Source organism: Enterobacter sp. 22466, from assembly GCF_052044775.1.
Taxonomy (GTDB): Bacteria; Pseudomonadota; Gammaproteobacteria; order Enterobacterales; family Enterobacteriaceae; genus Enterobacter; species Enterobacter dissolvens.
Genome location: NZ_JBQENX010000002.1, coordinates 371,332 through 391,193 on the forward strand (window position 1 = coordinate 371,332; position 19,862 = coordinate 391,193).

The following is a 19,862-nucleotide window of genomic DNA, read 5'->3' on the forward strand; positions in this document are numbered from 1 at the left end:
AAACCCGAAAGTGTGCCACGGATCACATCATGAATTTTGAGCATACCAGACATTCCGGAATGGAACGTCTGGTATCACCCTAAAGGGACAGGCTACAGTCTAGAGGAAAGGGAGTGCAGTGGCGAAGTGATGAGCCAGAGAAAAACCTTAGAGTCCAACATTGTGTTGGGCGGTAAGTTTATCGAGAAAAGAAAACAGTGCCTGGTTCATTTCACGATAATCATGCGAGCGGAGTTGTTCAGCCGTTTCGACAAAACGGAATGCCCCTGCACGCCGGAGATCGTGCTGCGAATGCTCAATCAGCAGTTCAACGACCTCCGGCGTCAGCTCCATATGGCACTGAAAACCATAAACCCGTTCGCTGTACTGCACGATCTGCCGGGGACAACCCTCGCTGTAAGCGAGAATCTTTGCCTGCGACGTCAACCCTGGCATGTCGTTATGCCAGTGGCCGACGTTCAGCTCGCGGCCAAAGTCCTCAAACAGCGGGTTCACCTTGCCGGCATCTGTGAGTTTGATGGGAAATTTGCCGATCTCTTTTTCCGGACTGTGGCAAAACGTGGCACCCAGTGCTTCACCGATAAGCTGTGATCCCAGACAAACGCCAATTACCGTTTTACCCGCTTCTATCGCCCGGCGAATGAGTGCAATTTCCGCCTGCGCATCAAACCAGGGACATTCCATAAGCGTGGTGGCGGGTGACTGCGGCCCCCCCATGATGATGAGCAAATCTATGCTTCCCGGATCCTGGGGTAAAGGATCGTCCTGATAAACCCTGGAGTAGCTCAGCGTACAGCCGCGCTTTTTCCCCCAGATTTCATAGGCGCCTGGCGCTTCGAAATGTTCATGAATGATAAAATGGATGTGCATTGCGTCTCTCTCCGGTTACGTGTACAAGCAGCATCATAAGAGAGAGGGAGGAATGTGAAATGCCAACCGTTATCGATAAAACGCCAATACACGACGATGCCATCGGATGGTCCAGAGGGGCAATAAGCTATACCCGCGGGGAAGTGGATCCGCCTCACCAGCATTCACAGGGACAACTTTTATTTGCCATCAAAGGGGTTATGCTCGTTGAAACCGGCAGCAAACGCTGGGTAATACCACCGCAACGCGCGCTGTGGATCCCTCCTTTTCAGGAACACACCTACAGTGTGTTATCCGCAACGGAGCTTCGCGCAGTCTGGTTTAGCCCCGCACTGATTTCGCAATGCGAACCCTTTGAGCGAAAAGAAGAGGTTCACGTAATTATGGCGACAGCGTTGTTCAAGGAGCTGATTGCCGGGCTGTTCAGTGCGGAATACCGGCCGGCAAGTCAGCGTAGCATGGCCGTTTTGCTGCTCGAGATCCTCAGTGAGACGCAGCAGATTTCAGCCGAATTACCGATGCCCGTTGATGAGCGGTTACACCGTGTTGCCTGTGACATCATTGCCAATAATCTCTGGGATGTTTCAATGGTAATGCTGGCGGAACGGGCCGCGATGTCCGAACGCACATTTTCACGCGCGTTTATTAAAGACACTGGCTTTAGCTTCCGCGCCTGGCGACAGCGTGCACGGATTTGTGCCTCGCTGGACCTGCTTGCAAACGGCTACCCGGTTAAGCAGGTGGCCTGGATGCTTGGGTTTTCTGGCCCAGCGGCATTTGCGGCGGCGTTTCGCGCCATTGTCGGGGCAACGCCGGCTGACTTTCTCCCTGAACAGAACCGCTTCCCAGCGATATAGAGAGCGGATACTATAGCGCGTCTTTTTTCACAGGTACTGCTATGCGTGTTTTACTGGCCCCAATGGAAGGCGTGCTCGACTCCCTGGTGCGCGAACTTCTGACCGAGGTGAACGATTACGATCTCTGCGTGACGGAGTTTTTGCGCGTGGTCGATATGTTGTTGCCGGTAAAATCGTTCTACAGACTCTGTCCGGAGCTGCACCGCCAGAGCCGGACCACCTCCGGCACGCTGGTGCGTATTCAACTGCTGGGCCAGTATCCTGAATGGCTGGCGGAGAACGCCGCCCGTGCCGTCGAACTCGGCTCTTATGGGGTCGATCTCAACTGTGGCTGCCCGTCTAAGCTGGTGAACGGCAGCGGCGGTGGGGCGACGCTGCTGAAAGATCCGGAGCTGATTTACCGTGGCGCGAAAGCGATGCGTGAGGCCGTGCCCTCGCACCTGCCGGTGACGGTCAAAGTGCGCCTGGGCTGGGACAGCGACGCGCGGCAGTTTGAAATTGCCGATGCGGTGCAGCAGGCCGGCGCTACCGAGCTGGTGGTGCATGGCCGCACCAAAGAAGACGGCTACAAAGCCGAGCGCATTAACTGGCAGGCGATAGGTGAGATCCGCCAAAGGCTCACTATTCCGGTTATCGCCAACGGTGAAATCTGGGATTACGAGAGCGCGCAGGCCTGTCTGAAGGCCACTGGCTGCGAGGCGGTGATGATCGGCCGCGGTGCGCTGAATGTGCCTAACCTTAGCCGGGTGATTAAATATAACGAGCCGCGTATGCCGTGGGCTGATGTTGTTACGCTGCTGCAAAAATATAGCCGTCTGGAAAAGCAGGGCGACACCGGTTTATATCATGTGGCGCGCATTAAACAGTGGCTCAGCTATTTACGCAAAGAGTACGATGAAGCGCTGGGATTATTTCAGGAGATTCGGACATTACAGACTTCTGCGGATATTGCGCGGGTGATCCAGTCAAAATAATAAGCGTTAAATTGCTCACACTTTTTTAAAACAAAAAACAATACAGGTTTTCAACGTGGCGCGACGGTGTTAAGGTGCCACTGTTTTCAACGCAGGATTGTTACTGGTTAACAGGCAAAACCTAAGCGTTTCACAGCAGTTATCGCTGTGGAGTGCTTAGGTTTTTTTTTGCCTGTCGTTTACGCAGGAGAGACATTTGGCTTAGCGCTTTTCACTGATTTTAAAAAATTAAATATCGACAGGAAATAGAAAATTTTCCTGCGGCTGGTTACGCACTAAATACTCAATCACGGGCTGCTATTATGGTAAATAAAAATAAATTCTACGCATTCGCCTTATTGACGTTATCCCCGCTGTCCATGGCGCAAGACTGGAACGGAACGGTATTAGGTTTTGAGGCGCCACCGGCTCCTGTTCTCGGTGAGATGCTCGGCGTGCGGAAGATCCTCAACGATAACGGCTTTACGTACAATCTTGGTTATTTAAACGAAATCGGCTGGAACGGTGGTGGTGGCTATAACCATGACTCCCACGTGGCGTATATCGATCAGTTTGCGCTGACCTTTAATCAGGATCTGGCGCGCTGGACCGGCATTCCCGATGCGCGTATTGAAGGGAATATCGTCAACCGCAACCACAATGACGATCTCACCACCAGACGCGTTCAGGATCCGCGCATTAATTTTAACGATCTGACGCAGGAAAGCTGGGGCGGGCAGTCGATTACCCGTCTGGGCTGGCTGACCTTTGCCCGCAGCTTTGACGACCGACGTCTGACGTGGCGCATTGGGATGATGAACAAGGTGCAGACCTTCGATCAAATCATCCCCTGTGACTTCCAGCTGCTGTCGCAGTGCGGCGGCAAGTCAGCCAACTCATTAACCTGGAACAACTGGAACGTACACACCTGGGGCACGACGCTTGAGTATAAATTCACGCCGACACTTACCCTGAAAGGCGGCGTGATGGAGCAAAATCCGCAGGCCTCCAGCCGTAGCCACGCCTGGAGCTGGTCGACAAAGGGCAGCAAAGGCGTCTTGCTGCCGGTTGAAATCGAAGCGCGTCCGCTGATTAATGGTCTGCCGGGTGCGTATAACCTGGGGGTGGTGTTTACCAACGCGCCGCAAACCGATCTCTATCGCGGTAAATCCGGAGGGGCAGGCGCGACGGACCCGGCGGGATTTGCGCAACACAACCGGACCTGGTTTATGTACGCCGGCCTCAACCAGCAGCTTACGCAGCATCAGGACGATCCGAATCGCGGCTTAAGCACCTCTTTCAGCATGAGCCTTGCCGATCAGCGTACGAATTACATGCATCAGGTTTACGCCGCCTCGCTGCGCTATCGCGGGTTGTTTGATGCACGCCCGGAAGACTGGATTGGCTTTGGCGTAACCTGGATTGATATGAGCAGCCAGTACGCGCGCAACCAGCGTTACCTGAACAGCCTGAGCGGCGTTTCCGGCTATAACGATCCGGCCTGGCACCCGGTGCCGGGCCATTCCCTGAACGGCGAGTTTTACTACCGTTTTCGTCCAGTGCCATGGCTTGAGCTACAGCCGGGCATTCAGTACTGGCACCATCCCGGCGGGGTCAGCCGCACCCAGGATGCCTGGGTCACGGAGCTGAAAACGGTGGTGACCTTCTGATATCACCGGTGCAAGTTCGATCCGCATCACGTTTCTGACGCGTGACCCATTGAGGCTACGAATGAAACTGTTACAGTGCCAGAACTGGATTGTTACTGCTTAGGCAGGCAAAACCTGATTTTCTGGCATCTGCCGGAGGTCAGGTTTTTTTGTTTCTGGGGTTCCGATGAAAATCGCCAAAATACTTAATAACAATGTGGTGGTTGTTCAGGATGAACGCGGAGGTGAACAGGTGGTGATGGGGCGCGGGCTGGCTTTCCAGAAGCGCGTCGGTGATGACCTGGATACCGCGTTGATTGAAAAGGTGTTTGCGCTGCAAAGTGATGAGTTGGTGCGTCGGCTTGGAGAGTTGCTGAGCCAGATCCCGCTGGAAGTGATGACCACCTGTGACCGGATTATTGGGCTGGCGGCACAGCGGCTGGGAAAACTGCAGGACAGCTTGTATATCACACTCACGGACCACTGCTACTTTGCGATTGAACGCCAGAAAAAAGGGCTGGCCATCAAAAACGTGCTGCTGTGGGATATCAAGCGGTTATATCCGAAGGAGTTCGAATTAGGGCAGGAGGCGCGGGCCATTATCGCCAGACGCCTGAACGTCGAACTGGAGGAGGATGAGGCGGGGTTTATCGCACTGCATCTGGTGACCGCGCAGTTGAACAGCGAAATGCCGGACGTGATGCACGTGACGCGGGTGATGCAGGAGATCCTGCAACTGGTGAAGTATCAGCTGCAGCTTGAGTATGACGAAGAGTCGCTCAGCTATCAGCGTTTTGTCACCCACCTGAAGTTTTTTGCCCAGCGGATGCTTACCCGCACGGTGGTGGAAGATGATGATGTCACGCTGCATTCGGCGGTAAAGGACAACTATGCGAAAGCCTGGAAATGCGCCGAGAAAATCGCGCAGCATCTGAATAAAAGCTACCAGCGCGATCTGACAACCGAAGAAATTATGTTCCTCGCTATTCATATCGAGCGAGTGAGAAAAGAGGGGCGTTAAGCCTCAACACGGGATTGTTACTGCATAACGCAGGCAAAACCTGAGCGCGGACTTCGTAAGGAGGCCGTTCTCGGGTTTTTTTATTTTTTGAACTCAGTCAACAGATGCCTGCGGGCATCGGATGTAAGGAAATCGAGATGGAATACCAGGCTCTGGCGAAGGATATTCTCGGCCACGTTGGCGGAAAAGAGAACATAATCAGTCTTGTCCACTGTGCCACCCGGCTTCGCTTCAGGCTCAAAGAGAATCAACGGGCAGATGCGGAAGGGCTCAAGAAAAACCCGGGCGTGATCATGGTGGTGGAAAGCGGCGGCCAGTTTCAGGTGGTGATTGGTAACCACGTTCATGATGTCTGGCAGGCGGTGCGGAGCGAAGCAGGACTGACTGATGACGCGCCTGTTGTGGAAGACAAGGGGGAAAAGGGGAATCTGCTGGGTCGTCTGATCGACATCGTCTCCGGGATCTTTACCCCGTTTATCGGCATTCTTGCCGCGTCCGGTATTCTGAAAGGGCTGCTGGCGCTGGCGGTGGTGTGCGGCTGGCTTAGCACTGAGAGCGGTACCTATAAAATCTGGTTTGCCGCAAGCGACGCGCTGTTCTTCTTCTTCCCGCTGGTGCTGGGCTATACCGCCGGGAAAAAATTCGGCGGCAATCCGTTTATTACCATGGTGATTGGCGGGGCGCTCACTCATCCGGTGATGATTGCGGCGTTTAACGCCAGCCAGCAGCCTGGTGCGGTAGCGGAAGCCTTTCTCGGCATCCCTGTCACCTGGTTCAACTACAGCGCGTCGGTGATCCCGATCATCCTCGCCTCGTGGGTCAGCTGCTGGCTGGAAAAACAGAGCACCAGGCTGCTGCCTTCCTCGATGAAAAACTTCTTCGCGCCGCTGATCTGTCTGGGCGTGACCGTACCGCTGACTTTCCTCATCATTGGACCGCTGGCGACCTGGCTGAGCCAGATGCTGGCGAACGGCTATCAAAGCATTTACGTTCTGGCGCCGTGGCTGGCGGGGGCGGCGATGGGCGCGCTGTGGCAGGTCTGCGTTATTTTTGGTCTGCACTGGGGGCTGGTACCGCTGATGATTAACAACCTGGCTGTGCTGGGACATGACTCCATGCTGCCGATGCTGCTGCCCGCCGTGTTCGGGCAAGTCGGGGCGGCGCTGGGGATCTTCCTGCGAACCCGCGATGCCCGCCAGAAAATGCTGGCAGGTTCATCGGTGACGGCAGGCATTTTTGGTATCACCGAACCGGCGGTTTATGGCGTGAACCTGCCTCTGCGCCGTCCGTTTATCTTTGGCTGCGTGGCGGGGGCTATCGGCGGCGCGATTGTCGGCTTCAGCGATACCCACGTTTACTCCTTTGGCTTCGCCAATATCTTTACCATTGCACAGATGATCCCGCCTGGGGGCGTAAACGCCACGCTGTGGGGCGGTGTCATCGGTACCGTAGTGGCGCTGGTGCTGAGCTGCGGCCTGACCCTGGTGGCCGGAATGCCCGGGCGTGCCACGCCGGAGGTTGCGCTTTCTGCCGGGGAAAACGATGTCTTATCCCCCATGACCGGTACCGTTCTGGCGCTTGACCAGGTGCCGGATACCACGTTTGCCAGCGGCCTGCTGGGCAGCGGTGCCGCCATTATTCCATCTGATAACAAAGTGGTTGCCCCGTTTGCCGGTGTGGTGGCCTCTTTGTTCCAGACCAAACACGCCATCGGCTTGCTCAGCGACAGCGGGATTGAAGTGTTGATCCATGTGGGTATCGACACCGTGAAGCTCGACGGCAGGCCGTTTACTGCCCATGTGAAGGTGGGCGACAGGGTTCAGCCTGGCGACCTGCTGCTGGAGTTTGATCGTCAGGCGATTATTGATGCCGGATATGACCTGGCGACCCCGATTATTATCAGTAACAGCGATGAGTATCGTGACGTGGTGACCGTGGCGGCGACGTCCGTCAATGCGGGTGCGCCGTTACTCAGCGTCAGCAAACAATAACAGGAGAACGTGATGAAAACTTTCCCGGACGATTTTTTATGGGGCGGCGCGGTTGCCGCGAATCAGGTAGAAGGCGCGTATCTGGAGGATGGAAAAGGGCTGTCCACCTCAGACGTTCAGCCGCAGGGGGTCTTCGGCCCGGTAGTTGAGCGCGTGGCGGGTGACAGCGGCATCAAGGATATCGCCATCGACTTCTATCATCGCTATCCGGAAGACATCAGCTTGTTCGCGGAGATGGGCTTTAGCTGCCTGCGCGTCTCCATTGCCTGGACGCGTATTTTTCCCAACGGCGACGAACTTCAGCCTAACGAAGCGGGACTGGCGTTTTACGACAGATTGTTTGACGAGCTGGCTGCGCACAACATTACGCCGCTGGTGACGCTCTCACACTACGAAATGCCGTGGGGGCTGGTGAAGCAGTACGGCGGGTGGGGCAGCCGCCAGACTATTGGATTCTTTGAGCGCTATGCCCGTACCGTCTTTGCGCGCTACAAAGAGAAGGTGAAGCTGTGGCTGACCTTCAATGAGATCAATATGTCTCTGCACGCCCCGATGACGGGCGTCGGTCTGCCGGAAACCAGCAGCAAAGGGGAGGTGTATCAGGCGATCCACCATCAGCTGGTGGCCAGCGCGCTGGCGGTAAAAGCCTGTCACGAGATCGTGCCTGACGCCAGAATTGGCAACATGCTGCTGGGCGGACTGATGTATCCGCTGACCTGTAAGCCGGAAGATGTACTGGAAACGCTGCAGGAAAACCGCACCTGGCAGTTCTTTGGCGACGTACAGTGCCGTGGCGCCTACCCGGGGTATATGCAGCGCTTCTTCCGCGACAACGGGATTCAGCTTGAGGTCACGGATGCCGACCGCGAGGCGCTGAAATCCACCGTCGATTTTATCTCCTTCAGCTATTACATGACGGGCTGCGTCACCGCGGATGAAGCCCTCAACCAGCAGGCGCGTGGCAACATCCTGAGCATGGTGCCAAACCCGCATCTGGCAAGTTCCGAATGGGGCTGGCAAATTGACCCTGTCGGTCTGCGCACCCTGTTGAATGTGCTCTGGGACCGTTATCAGAAGCCGTTGTTTATTGTGGAAAATGGTCTGGGAGCAAAGGATAAACCGGACGCTGACGGTGTGGTGCAGGATGATTATCGCATCCGCTACCTTAACGACCATCTGGTACAGGTGCGCGAAGCCATTGAGGATGGGGTTGAGGTAATGGGATATACCAGCTGGGGGCCAATCGACCTGGTGAGTGCGTCTAAAGCTGAACTCTCCAAGCGCTATGGCTTTATTTACGTCGATCGCGATGACAGCGGAAATGGCACGCTGGCCCGCAGTCGTAAGAAAAGCTTCTATTGGTATAAAGAGGTAATTGCAACAAAAGGCGCATCGTTAAAAGCGGAATAAAGGGAATTTGCCCGGCGGTATGCCGGGCAAAGGAATCAGAAAATCATCTTGAATACACCGGTGACGACCAACAGTCCTATCAGAAATATAATTAAAATTACCCACAGTAATATTTTCATTCGCGTCTCCTGCGTCTGTATGTCAACAGTAAGTGTAGCAGGCAATTTATCATTAAGATGAATTCACTGATTTAATTCATTCCTGTGATGTATAATTTTCTGAATATAAAAGTGTATGACAATTTGCACATTGCCACGCATTACTAAAAAAACAAACAGCATCAAGCGTAATTTGCGCCTTTATTTTTTTGCGTGAATGGCGTAATGAAACCTTTTCTTATTTTATCTCTGAGTGCTTCTTTTGCATTTTGTCTGGCCGGCTGTGCGCCGCAACATGCCACGGTATCCCCCCTCACTACCCGGCCGATCACGGCGTCGGTTAATACGGTTCTGCGTCATCAGGACTGGCCGAAAAATGAATGGTGGAAGGCGTATAACGATCCCCAGCTAAACAGACTGATTGCCAAAGCACTGGACGATGCACCGGATATGCAGATTGCCCGTCAGCGTATTACCCTTGCTGAAGCCCAGGCTAAAGCCACCCTGGCAGCCGACGGCCCGCAAATGGATTTTTCGGCTGACGCCGAACGTCAGAAAATGTCCGCCGAAGGGCTGATGGGGCCTTTTGCTCTTACCGATCCGGCGGCGGGAACCACCGGCCCCTGGTATACCAACGGTACATTCGGCCTGACTGCGGGCTGGGATCTTGATTTGTGGGGCAAAAATCGCGCCCGGGTGGAGGCCCGGATAGGCAAAGTGAATGCGCAAAAAGCGGAGCTTGAGCAGACCCGTCAACTGCTTGCCAGCAGCGTGGCGCGGCTCTACTGGGACTGGCAAACACAGGCCGCCGCAGGGGATATCCTCATGCAGATAAAATCCGAACAGGACAATATCATTGGTGCCGATCGCGAGCTGTATCAGCACGGCATCACCTCCTCTGTGGAAGGTGTCGAAACCGATATCAACGCCAGCAAAACCGAAGAGCAAATCGCCGAGGTTCACGGCAAAATGAAAGCCGTTGAGGCGCGTCTGAACGCGTTGACTAATACCTCCGCGCTGGCGCTCACACGGCATGCCTTACCGACGGTTGAGGCTTCGTTACCGTCGACGCTGGGGTATGAACTGCTGGCCCGACGGCCGGATCTGCAGGAGGCCCACTGGTATATCGAAGCGTCCATGAGCGAGGTCGATGCCGCCAGAGCAGCGTTTTATCCTGATGTGAATCTGATGGCGTTTTTACAGCAGGATGCCCTGCACCTGAGCGATCTGTTCCGTTCTTCAGCCCAGCAAATGGGCGTGACCGCCGGGCTGACCTTGCCCATTTTTGACAGCGGCAGGCTGAATGCACAACTGGATATCGCCCAGGCGCAGAACAATCTCTCGGTGGCGAATTACAACAAGGCGGTGGTGGATGCCGTGAACCAGGTGGCACGTACGGCCAGCGAAGTGGAAATGCTGACGGCGAAAAATCAGCATCAGCAGCAGGTGGAAAAAGATGCCGCGCGTGTGGTGGCGCTGGCGCAGGCGCGTTTTAGCGCCGGGATTATTGCCGGATCCCGCGTCAGTGAAGCCAAAATCCCCGCGCTGAAAGAACATCTCGCCGGTCTGCTGCTGCAGGGCGAGTACATTGACGCCACGCTGCAACTGACGTCCGCGCTCGGCGGTGGTTATCATCATGGCTAAAAAAGGAGATTATCTATACTTACCTCTTTGCAGTTTTTCAGGAGGTGAGTATGACCAAAGTAGCGATTGTTACCGCATCGGACTCCGGGATTGGTAAAACCACGGCCCTGATGCTGGCTGAACGTGGGTTTGATATTGGTGTCACCTGGCATTCTGATGAACAAGGGGCGCGGGAGACCTGCCGCGAAGTAGAGGCGCAGGGACGGCGGGCTGAAGCTATCCAGCTTGATTTAAGCACCCTGCCGCAGGGGGCGCAGGCGATTGAAACGTTAATCGCCCGTTTTGGTCGCCTGGACGTGCTGGTTAACAACGCCGGCGCGATGACCAAAGCGCCCTTCCTGGATATGCCGTTTGATGAGTGGCGGAACATCTTTACTGTCGATGTGGACGGCGCGTTTCTCTGTTCGCAAATAGCCGCGCGTACCATGGTGAAGCAAGGGGAAGGGGGGCGAATTGTGAATATCACCTCGGTGCATGAACACACGCCGCTGCCGGAGGCCAGCGCCTATACCGCCGCAAAACACGCCCTGGGGGGATTAACCAAATCCATGGCGCTTGAGCTGGTGCAACACAACATTCTGGTGAATGCTGTCGCGCCGGGGGCGATTGCCACCCCGATGAATGATATGGACGAGAGTGAAGTGAAGGAAGGCTCGATGCCAGCGATCCCGCTCGCCAGACCGGGGTACACCAAAGAGATCGCCAGTCTGGTGGCGTGGTTATGCGACAGCGACGCCAGCTACACCACCGGCCAGTCGTTTATCGTCGATGGTGGGTTTATGCTGGCGAATCCGCAGTTTAAACCGGCGGGTTAGCTTCCCCCTCACCCCGTGGGAGAGGGTGTTTTAAGTTCCCTCTCCCTGTGGGAGAGGGTGAGGGCAGCAGGCCGCACTCACTCCTCATCCTGCTTCTTCTCTCTGTGCCGCATCCACAGCCTGACCCCAATCACTGCCACAACCACCAGTATCAGCCACGCCCAGTGCTTCAGATGCTGGTCAAGGTTATGCAGCCACGGACCTATCACTTCTCCACCCACGTAACCGAGCGTGGTAAAAATCAGCGCCCAGGCGAATGCACCAATCACGTTCAGCGGCAGGAAAATTTTCGGCGGCAGGCGGCTGGCGCCAATCAATATCGGCCCGATGATCCGAAAGCCATACATAAAACGGGTGCCAATAACAAACAGGTAAGGATGACGCTGAATGAGCCGTTGCGCCCGGTTAATCTTCTTTTTGTGTTTAGCGAAACGCTTAAGCAGCGTCGGCCCAAAGCGCATCCCCAGAAAGTAGAGCAGCTGATCGCCAATCATCCCGCCCAGGGCAACCGCGGCGACGACCAGCGGGAATTTGAGTAATCCCTGATGCGCGGCGACGCCGCCTAACAGCGTGATGGTTTCACCTTCCGCCACGCTCCCGACAACCAGCGCTGCGTATCCGTATTGTTCAATAAGTCCGTTGATATCCATTACGTAAACATCATCTCCCTCAGCATGCCTCGCTTAATCATATACCCCTTGTCTCAACCGCGGGGCAATCAACGGAAATTTCCCACTGTACATAAAATAATCTAAAGCCTGCATTATACTTAAGATATCGATGACGGGCCGACAACAAGGGGGCGCTATGAACCATGTCTGGGGACTTTTTTCCCATCCCGATCGTGAAATGCATGTCATCAAAAGTGAGAACGAAACGGTCTCGCATCATTACACGCACCACGTGCTGCTGATGGCAGCGGTGCCGGTGATATGCGCGTTTATCGGTACAACACAAATCGGCTGGAACTTTGGTGATGGTACCGTGGTTCAGCTTTCCTGGTTTACCGGGCTTTATCTGGCCATTCTCTTTTATGGTCTGATGCTGGCGGGTGTCGCCATCATGGGACGTGTCATTCACTGGATGGCGCGTAACTATCCGCAACGTCCTTCGCTGGCACACTGTATGGTTTTTGCCGGATATGTCGCGACCCCGCTGTTCTTAAGCGGTATTGTTGCGCTCTATCCACTGGTCTGGTTGTGCGCGCTGATCGGTACTATTGCGCTCTTTTACACGGGTTATCTGCTGTATCTGGGCGTACCCACCTTCCTGAATATCAATAAAGAAGAGGGCCTGAGCTTCTCCAGTTCAACGCTCGCCATCGGCGTGCTGGTGCTGGAGGCGTTACTGGCGCTGACGGTGATTCTTTGGGGTTATGGATACCGTCTCTTCTGAGTTCACTGCATTGCTGGCGTAAATGCCAGCAATGCAGCATCTGTTCACGATTATCCGCTGGCGACAATGCACGGTGACCGCTATGATGCCGGAGCCAGCCTGTGTTTCTCCGTCGACACAGGCGGTGTACGTCATAACGTGCGTGAATAATTATCAGAAGTCTCACCATGCTGAAATTCCGAGTTTCTTTACTTAGCCTGGCACTGTTGCTGGGGGCGTCTGCTGGCGTGCCAGCTCTCGCCAAAACGCCCGCCGTGACCACCGCTGCTGCCCAACCGCAAATCGCTTCCGGCAGCGCGATGATTGTTGATCTCAACACCAATAAGGTGATCTACGCCAGCCATCCGGATCTGGTGCGCCCGATTGCCTCGATAACCAAATTAATGACCGCGATGGTGGTGCTGGATGCACATCTGCCGCTGGATGAAAAACTGAAAGTGGACATCAGCCACACGCCGGAGATGAAAGGGGTTTACTCCCGCGTGCGTCTGAACAGTGAAATCAGCCGTAAAAACATGCTGCTGCTGGCGCTGATGTCGTCTGAAAACCGCGCGGCAGCGAGCCTGGCCCACCACTATCCGGGTGGCTATGACGCTTTTGTTCGCGCGATGAATGCCAAAGCCAAAGCGCTGGGTATGAATAACACCCATTATGTTGAGCCGACAGGTCTGTCGATTCACAACGTCTCCACGGCGCGCGATCTGACGAAACTGCTGATTGCCAGTAAACAGTACCCGCTGATTGGGCAACTCAGTACCACGCGTGAAGAGATGGCCACCTTTGCGAATCCGGCCTATACGCTGCCGTTTCGCAACACCAACCACCTGGTGTACCGCGAGAACTGGAATATTCAGTTAACCAAAACCGGCTTTACTAACGCGGCGGGTCACTGTCTGGTGATGCGTACCGTGTTCAACGGTAAACCGGTGGCGCTGGTGGTGATGGATGCCTTCGGCAAATATACTCACTTCGCCGATGCCAGCCGACTGCGCACCTGGATTGAAACAGGGAAAGTGCAGCCGGTTCCGGCTGCGGCGCTGACGTATAAAAAGCAGAAAGCCGAGCAGATGGCGACAGCGCAGAACGATTAGGTAAAAGCAAAACGGTAACTATGTTACCGTTTTTTTCTGTTTTCTCCCTCTCCCTGTGGGAGAGGGCCGGGGTGACGGCACCAGACCGCACTGGGCCTATTCCGGCAGCGTCCAGTCTCCGTCGTTGAGCGGGCGCTGCATAATCACCGTATCCCGCCAGTCGCCTTTTTTGTAACCCACGCTACGCAACTGACCCACGACTTCAAAACCGTGCTTTTTATGCAGTCGCAATGAGCCGGCATTATTATTGCCATCACCCACAACGGCAATCATCTGCCGCCAGGGGCCTTGTTCGCAGCGTTCAATCAGCGCGCCCATTAATGCGCTGCCAAAACCGCGTCCGGTGGTGCTGGCATCCACGTAAATAGATTCTTCCAGCGTGTAGCGATATGCGTGTCGTGGACGGTAGGGGGTGGCATAGCAATAGCCCACCACAATGCCGCGATACAGCGCCACCAGCCAGGGCAAACCGTTATCGGTGACGTTTTTCAAACGCTTACGCATTTCATCAACGGTGGGGGGAATTTCCTCAAACGACGCGCGTCCGTGAAGTACATGCCATGCGTAAATAGCCGAAATGGCATGCACATCGTCGGGAAGGGCATCGCGCACTTCCACTTCGGTTACGGATAAGATATCAACAGCCGACATGATGTGCCTGCTCCTCGTCAAAGATTGCCGGAGAAACGTTTCTCCGGCGAGTGCAGGTACTCTAGTACGATTGAGCTGTGCTTAACAATCTCTTAAATATGGCTGTATGAATTAATCAGACGCTTGCGTTATGGACTGCTCCGCGTTAACGCTCTCCTTCCAGTATTTATTCCGCGTTGTTTTACCAATGCCGGGATTCATACTGTTTGTAGGGTCATTCTCGCGATAAAACTGCTTAAGTGTATCGGGGGCTTTGTAAAGATGCCCGACGTTGTGTTCCGCAGGATATTGTGCGCCACGTTCGCGAAGAAGGGCGAGCATCTCCTCTTTCAACGCGTGCGCGTCGACCCCTTTTTTAACGATGTAATCCTGATGGAAGACGTAGCACATAAAGTGGCCGTAATAGAGCTTATGCACCAGCTTGCTGTCGATTTCCGGCGGTAGATGTTCAAACCACTCGGTATCGTTGCGTCGCAGCGCAATATCCAGCGCCAGAATATCCTCTACCTCTTCTGAGTGTACGGCCTGATAACGGATGGCGGCACCCGCAGCGGCAAAACGGTGCAGGAAGGCTTTGCTTCCCTCCTCAGGCGTACAGGCGAAGAAATCCCCCTCGGCGGTTTTAAAGAATTCGCTCAGCCAGGTCTGCGCTTCGGCGATCCCGTCCCCGGCCATTTTCAGCAGCAGGTGGTGTTCATACTTGTCGCGCCAGGTTTTCATTCGCTCCGGCAGGTGGGCCGGGAAAACGTTACCCAGCTTCTGCATAAAGCGGTCGGTGAAGTGGGGTTTAAACAGCGGCACTTTCTCCAGCATCGCATCGGTGCGGCCCTTCATGGTGAAGAAGAACGGCATCTTGTCGGTGCCGAGCTTGTCGATCATCAGGAACGTATCTTTGCCGTAGCGTTCGGCGATGTCGTAGATATCCCGGTGCATATACTCGCCCGCCACCGGCAGATGCGTGAATTCGCCCAGAATATGACGACGGATTTCGGTCAGCACGTCAGGCTGATTGGTGCCGATGTAAAACACCTGCTGTTTTTTCTCGGCCGGGAAGGTGTCGAGACGGACCGCGAAAACGGCCAGTTTGCCCGCGCAGCCGGAGGATTCGAACAGGCGATCCGGGTCGGCGTTGTAACGCGCTGGTGTATCCGCGTTGATATCACGTACGCGGGTGATGTAATCGTGATCGTGGGCATGACGGCCATCGTGCTGTACATCTTCATCTTTCACGCGATCGTCGTCGAGCTTACTCAGGATCTGCTCCGGCGTGACGCCCAGATCGATTCCCAGATGGTTCACCAGCGTCAGCTTGCCGTTTTCATCAATACGGGCATACAGCGACATTTCGGTATAAGCCGGGCCGCGCTGCACCAGCGAACCGCCGGAATTATTACAAATCCCACCAATGACGGAGGCGCCAATACAGGATGAACCAATCACCGAATGCGGTTCGCGCCCCAGAGGCTTAAGCGCTTTTTCCAGCGAGTAGAGCGTGGTGCCGGGGAAGGCCAGCACCTGCTCGCCTTTATCCAGCAGGTGGAGTTTGTCGAGACGCAGGGTGCTGATGATGACGATATCACGGTCGTAATCGTTGCCGTTCGGCGTCGAGCCTTCGGTCAGGCCGGTGTTAGCCGCCTGCATTAAAATAATCTTGTCGGCGGCGACGCAGGCGCTCAGGACGCGCCACAGCTCCAGCAGCGTGCCGGGAAAAACCACCGCCAGCGCATCGCCCTGTCCGGAACGAAAGCCCTTACGGTAGCGGGCAGTTTTGGCCGGGTCGGTAAGCAGGTGAGAGTGACCAACCAGGCGCGACAGTTCGTGAATAAAAGTCGTGTTATCGGCAGTTCGAACAGAAGACATCTTCCACTCCTTGTGGTGGGGCAAATTTCTCGCTGTAAAGCATAGCGCGATTAGCCGTTTAGAGGGCGCGTATTTGCGAGAAAAATCAGAGAATAACCCTGCAACGTTCTGAGGGTTTGTGGCACACTGCGCTTTTCGCACGCCCTGGCCGAGATCTTCCGGCGGAAATTGATGAGAGAGTAAAACGACATGAAATGGCTATGTTCTGTAGGTGTCGCCGTCAGCCTGGCACTGCAACCTGCGCTGGCAGATGAACTGTTTGGCAATCACCCGCTTACGCCTGAAGCACGGGACGCGTTTGTCACGGAATTGCTCAAGAAAATGACGGTCGATGAGAAGATCGGCCAGCTGCGTCTTATCAGCGTCGGCCCGGATAACCCGAAAGAGGCGATCCGCGAGATGATTAAAGAGAGCCAGGTGGGGGCGATTTTTAACACCGTAACCCGTCAGGATATCCGCAAAATGCAGGATCAGGTGATGGAACTTAGCCGCCTGAAAATTCCGCTGTTTTTCGCCTATGACGTGGTACACGGACAGCGTACCGTATTCCCTATCAGCCTCGGTCTGGCCTCCTCCTTTAACCTCGACGCGGTGAAAACCGTCGGGCGCGTCTCGGCATATGAAGCCGCCGACGACGGCCTGAACATGACCTGGGCTCCGATGGTTGATGTCTCCCGCGATCCGCGCTGGGGCCGCGCGTCAGAGGGCTTTGGTGAAGATACTTATTTGACCGCCACGATGGGGAAAACCATGGTGGAAGCGATGCAGGGTAAAAGCCCTGCGGATCGCTATTCGGTCATGACCAGCGTCAAGCACTTCGCGGCCTATGGTGCCGTGGAAGGTGGTAAAGAGTACAACACCGTCGACATGAGCCCGCAGCGCCTGTTTAACGACTATATGCCGCCGTACAAAGCAGGCCTGGACGCCGGTAGCGGCGCGGTGATGGTCGCCCTGAACTCGCTCAACGGCACGCCAGCCACGTCGGATTCCTGGCTGCTGAAAGACGTGCTGCGTGACCAGTGGGGCTTCAAGGGCATCACCGTCTCTGACCACGGCGCCATTAAAGAGCTCATCAAACACGGCACGGCGTCGGACCCGGAAGATGCGGTGCGCGTGGCGCTCAAATCCGGTATCAACATGAGCATGAGCGACGAGTATTACAGCAAGTACCTGCCGGGGCTGGTGAAGAGCGGCAAGGTGACGATGGCGGAGCTGGACGATGCCACGCGTCACGTGCTGAACGTGAAATATGACATGGGGCTGTTTAACGATCCTTACAGCCACCTGGGCCCGAAAGAGTCTGACCCGGCAGACACCAACGCCGAAAGCCGTCTGCACCGTAAAGAGGCCCGTGAAGTGGCGCGTGAAAGCCTGGTGCTGCTGAAAAACCGACTCGACACGCTGCCGCTGAAAAAATCCGGCACCATTGCGGTGGTTGGCCCGCTGGCAGACAGCAAGCGCGACGTGATGGGAAGCTGGTCCGCTGCGGGCGTGGCCGATCAGTCCGTGACGGTGCTGACCGGTATTAAGAGTGCGGTCGGTGAAAACGCGAAGGTGATCTATGCCAAAGGGGCGAACGTCACTGATGATAAAGATATCGTGACTTTCCTCAATCAGTATGAAGAGGCGGTGAAGGTCGATCCGCGCACGCCAAAAGAGATGATTGACGAAGCGGTAAACGCCGCGAAACAGTCTGATGTGGTGGTTGCGGTGGTGGGTGAAGCGCAGGGGATGGCACACGAAGCCTCCAGCCGTACCGATATCACGATCCCGCAAAGCCAGCGCGATCTGATCGCCGCCCTGAAAGCCACTGGCAAGCCGCTGGTGCTGGTACTGATGAACGGCCGTCCGCTGGCGCTGGTGAAAGAAGATCAGCAGGCTGACGCCATTCTGGAAACCTGGTTCGCCGGTACGGAAGGGGGGAACGCCATCGCCGATGTGTTGTTTGGTGATTACAACCCGTCGGGCAAACTGCCGATGTCCTTCCCGCGCTCCGTCGGGCAGATCCCGGTGTACTACAGCCACCTGAATACAGGTCGTCCATATAACGCTGATAAGCCAAACAAGTACACCTCCCGTTACTTCGATGAAGCGAACGGTCCGCTGTATCCGTTTGGTTACGGTCTGAGCTATACCACCTTTAAGGTCTCTGACGTGAAAATGTCAGCCCCGAGCCTGAAGCGTGACGGTAAAGTGACTGCCAGCGTTGAGGTGACGAACACCGGCAAACGTGAAGGTGCGACGGTGCTTCAGATGTACGTTCAGGATGTGACCGCCTCCATGAGCCGTCCGGTGAAACAGCTGCGCGGCTTTGAGAAGGTCAACCTGAAACCTGGTGAAACCAAAACCATCAGCTTCCCGATCGACGTGGATGCCCTGAAGTTCTGGAACCAGCAGATGAAATACGATGCGGAACCGGGCAAGTTCAATGTGTTTATTGGTGTGGATTCCGCTCGCGTCAATAAAGGCGAGTTCGAGCTGCTGTAACCTTTCCTTCCTTTGCATCCCCCGTTCATCGGGGGATGCGTCTTACCTTATGCTAAAAAGGCATTTTGCCGGGTAAATCCGCCGTTTTAAGCTACGCTTTTCTCTCAAGCCTCTGAAAAAGGCGACAAAAAAATGAGGATAGTGGAATGACGATTAAAACGGGGATGATGGTTTCTGCGGCGTTGCTCGCGGCGCTAAGCCTGCCGCTACAGGCGGCAGAACCGGTAAAAGTGGGCTCGAAGATCGATACCGAGGGTGCGCTGCTCGGGAATATCATTTTGCAGGTACTGGAAAGCCACGGCGTGAAAACCGTCAATAAAGTTCAGCTGGGTACCACGCCCGTGGTACGCGGGGCCATCACCTCCGGCGAGCTGGATATTTACCCGGAATACACCGGCAACGGGGCATTTTTCTTCAAAGATGAAAACGATCCGGCATGGAAAAACGCCAAAGCCGGGTATGAAAAAGTCAAAAAACTCGATGCAGAACAGAACAAGCTGGTCTGGCTGACCCCGGCTCCGGCCAACAACACCTGGACCATCGCGGTGCGTAAAGACGTGGCGGAGAAAGGCAAACTGACCTCGCTGGCGGATCTCAGCCGCTACCTGAAAGAGAAGGGCGACTTTAAGCTTGCGGCCTCCGCGGAGTTTATCGAGCGTCCGGACGCGCTGCCTGCTTTCGAAAAAGCCTACGACTTCAAGCTCGACCAGGCACAGTTGCTCTCGCTCGCGGGCGGTGACACCGCAGTGACCATCAAGGCGGCGGCGCAGCAGACATCTGGCGTCAATGCGGCGATGGCCTACGGTACGGACGGCCCGGTCGCGGCGCTTGGCCTGCAAACCTTAACCGATCCGAAAGGCGTTCAGCCTATTTATGCCCCAACGCCCGTGGTGCGTGAGGCGGTGCTGAAAGCCTACCCGGATATCGCTGAATGGCTCAAACCGGTCTTTGAAAAACTGGATGAGAAAACGCTGCAACAGCTCAACGCCAGCATTGCCGTAGAGGGACTGGATGCCAAAAAAGTGGCCGCCGACTTCCTGAAACAACAAGGGCTTGTGAAGTAACAGGAC

Annotated in this window: 16 protein-coding genes; 12 read left to right on the plus strand and 4 right to left on the minus strand. The window is 55.3% G+C overall.

Translation table 11 applies throughout. From position 1 onward, the window contains the following. Positions 1-147: 147 nt before the first annotated feature. Positions 148-870: a type 1 glutamine amidotransferase gene (locus ACTJJI_RS08390; protein WP_046888319.1), complete on the minus strand. Its 723-nt coding sequence runs from the start codon at positions 868-870 to the stop codon at positions 148-150. Between the two features lie 59 nt (positions 871-929). Between ACTJJI_RS08390 and ACTJJI_RS08395 the strand changes: the two genes are divergently transcribed. The 8 genes from ACTJJI_RS08395 (at position 930) to ACTJJI_RS08430 (ending at position 11,308) form a co-directional block, all read left to right on the plus strand. After that, positions 930-1,727 (plus strand): AraC family transcriptional regulator, encoded by a 798-nt coding sequence (locus ACTJJI_RS08395; protein WP_046888320.1) that lies wholly within the window; start codon positions 930-932, stop codon positions 1,725-1,727. A 41-nt stretch (positions 1,728-1,768) separates the two neighbouring features. Continuing rightward, entirely contained in the window at positions 1,769-2,701 is a 933-nt protein-coding gene (dusC, locus tag ACTJJI_RS08400) for a tRNA dihydrouridine(16) synthase DusC (protein WP_046888321.1), read from the plus strand. Between the two features lie 302 nt (positions 2,702-3,003). Then, positions 3,004-4,350 carry a carbohydrate porin gene (locus ACTJJI_RS08405; RefSeq protein WP_440653603.1) on the plus strand — a complete coding sequence of 449 codons (1,347 nt, stop codon included), beginning with the start codon at positions 3,004-3,006 and terminating at the stop codon, positions 4,348-4,350. Between the two features lie 166 nt (positions 4,351-4,516). Continuing rightward, on the plus strand, positions 4,517-5,350 hold the full coding sequence (gene licT, locus ACTJJI_RS08410) for a BglG family transcription antiterminator LicT (protein ID WP_014832682.1): 834 nt from the start codon (positions 4,517-4,519) through the stop codon (positions 5,348-5,350). Positions 5,351-5,487: 137 nt separating this feature from the next. Continuing rightward, positions 5,488-7,341, plus strand: coding sequence for a PTS beta-glucoside transporter subunit IIABC (gene bglF / locus ACTJJI_RS08415; protein ID WP_014832681.1), 1,854 nt, complete (start codon positions 5,488-5,490; stop codon positions 7,339-7,341). Between the two features lie 12 nt (positions 7,342-7,353). Beyond that, positions 7,354-8,751 carry a glycoside hydrolase family 1 protein gene (locus tag ACTJJI_RS08420; RefSeq protein WP_153907699.1) on the plus strand — a complete coding sequence of 466 codons (1,398 nt, stop codon included), beginning with the start codon at positions 7,354-7,356 and terminating at the stop codon, positions 8,749-8,751. Between the two features lie 323 nt (positions 8,752-9,074). Then, positions 9,075-10,493 carry a multidrug resistance outer membrane protein MdtQ gene (gene mdtQ, locus ACTJJI_RS08425; protein WP_219279450.1) on the plus strand — a complete coding sequence of 473 codons (1,419 nt, stop codon included), beginning with the start codon at positions 9,075-9,077 and terminating at the stop codon, positions 10,491-10,493. A gap of 50 nt (positions 10,494-10,543) precedes the next feature. Further along, on the plus strand, positions 10,544-11,308 hold the full coding sequence (locus tag ACTJJI_RS08430; RefSeq protein WP_014832678.1) for an SDR family oxidoreductase: 765 nt from the start codon (positions 10,544-10,546) through the stop codon (positions 11,306-11,308). 77 nt (positions 11,309-11,385) lie between these two features. On the opposite strand, the gene ACTJJI_RS08435 is transcribed toward ACTJJI_RS08430, so the two are convergent. Then, the gene (locus ACTJJI_RS08435) at positions 11,386-11,958 is read right to left on the minus strand and encodes a DedA family protein (RefSeq protein WP_014832677.1); all 573 of its coding nucleotides are present in this window, start codon (positions 11,956-11,958) and stop codon (positions 11,386-11,388) included. Between the two features lie 157 nt (positions 11,959-12,115). Here ACTJJI_RS08435 and ACTJJI_RS08440 point away from each other — a divergent pair, with 157 nt between their 5' ends. Next, positions 12,116-12,703 (plus strand): Yip1 family protein, encoded by a 588-nt coding sequence (locus ACTJJI_RS08440; RefSeq protein WP_014832676.1) that lies wholly within the window; start codon positions 12,116-12,118, stop codon positions 12,701-12,703. A gap of 167 nt (positions 12,704-12,870) precedes the next feature. Continuing rightward, positions 12,871-13,794 carry a D-alanyl-D-alanine endopeptidase gene (pbpG, locus tag ACTJJI_RS08445; RefSeq protein WP_014832675.1) on the plus strand — a complete coding sequence of 308 codons (924 nt, stop codon included), beginning with the start codon at positions 12,871-12,873 and terminating at the stop codon, positions 13,792-13,794. Between the two features lie 96 nt (positions 13,795-13,890). Here pbpG and ACTJJI_RS08450 read toward each other — a convergent pair whose 3' ends face one another. Next, on the minus strand, positions 13,891-14,445 hold the full coding sequence (locus ACTJJI_RS08450) for a GNAT family N-acetyltransferase (protein WP_014832674.1): 555 nt from the start codon (positions 14,443-14,445) through the stop codon (positions 13,891-13,893). A gap of 111 nt (positions 14,446-14,556) precedes the next feature. After that, positions 14,557-16,305 (minus strand): D-lactate dehydrogenase, encoded by a 1,749-nt coding sequence (gene dld, locus ACTJJI_RS08455; protein ID WP_440653604.1) that lies wholly within the window; start codon positions 16,303-16,305, stop codon positions 14,557-14,559. A 189-nt stretch (positions 16,306-16,494) separates the two neighbouring features. Here dld and bglX point away from each other — a divergent pair, with 189 nt between their 5' ends. Both bglX and osmF read left to right on the plus strand, forming a co-directional pair. After that, a complete protein-coding gene (gene bglX / locus ACTJJI_RS08460) occupies positions 16,495-18,792 on the plus strand; it encodes a beta-glucosidase BglX (protein ID WP_014832672.1) in 2,298 nt (765 codons plus the stop codon). A 146-nt stretch (positions 18,793-18,938) separates the two neighbouring features. Continuing rightward, positions 18,939-19,856, plus strand: coding sequence for a glycine betaine ABC transporter substrate-binding protein OsmF (gene osmF, locus ACTJJI_RS08465; RefSeq protein WP_014832671.1), 918 nt, complete (start codon positions 18,939-18,941; stop codon positions 19,854-19,856). Positions 19,857-19,862 lie beyond the last annotated feature (6 nt).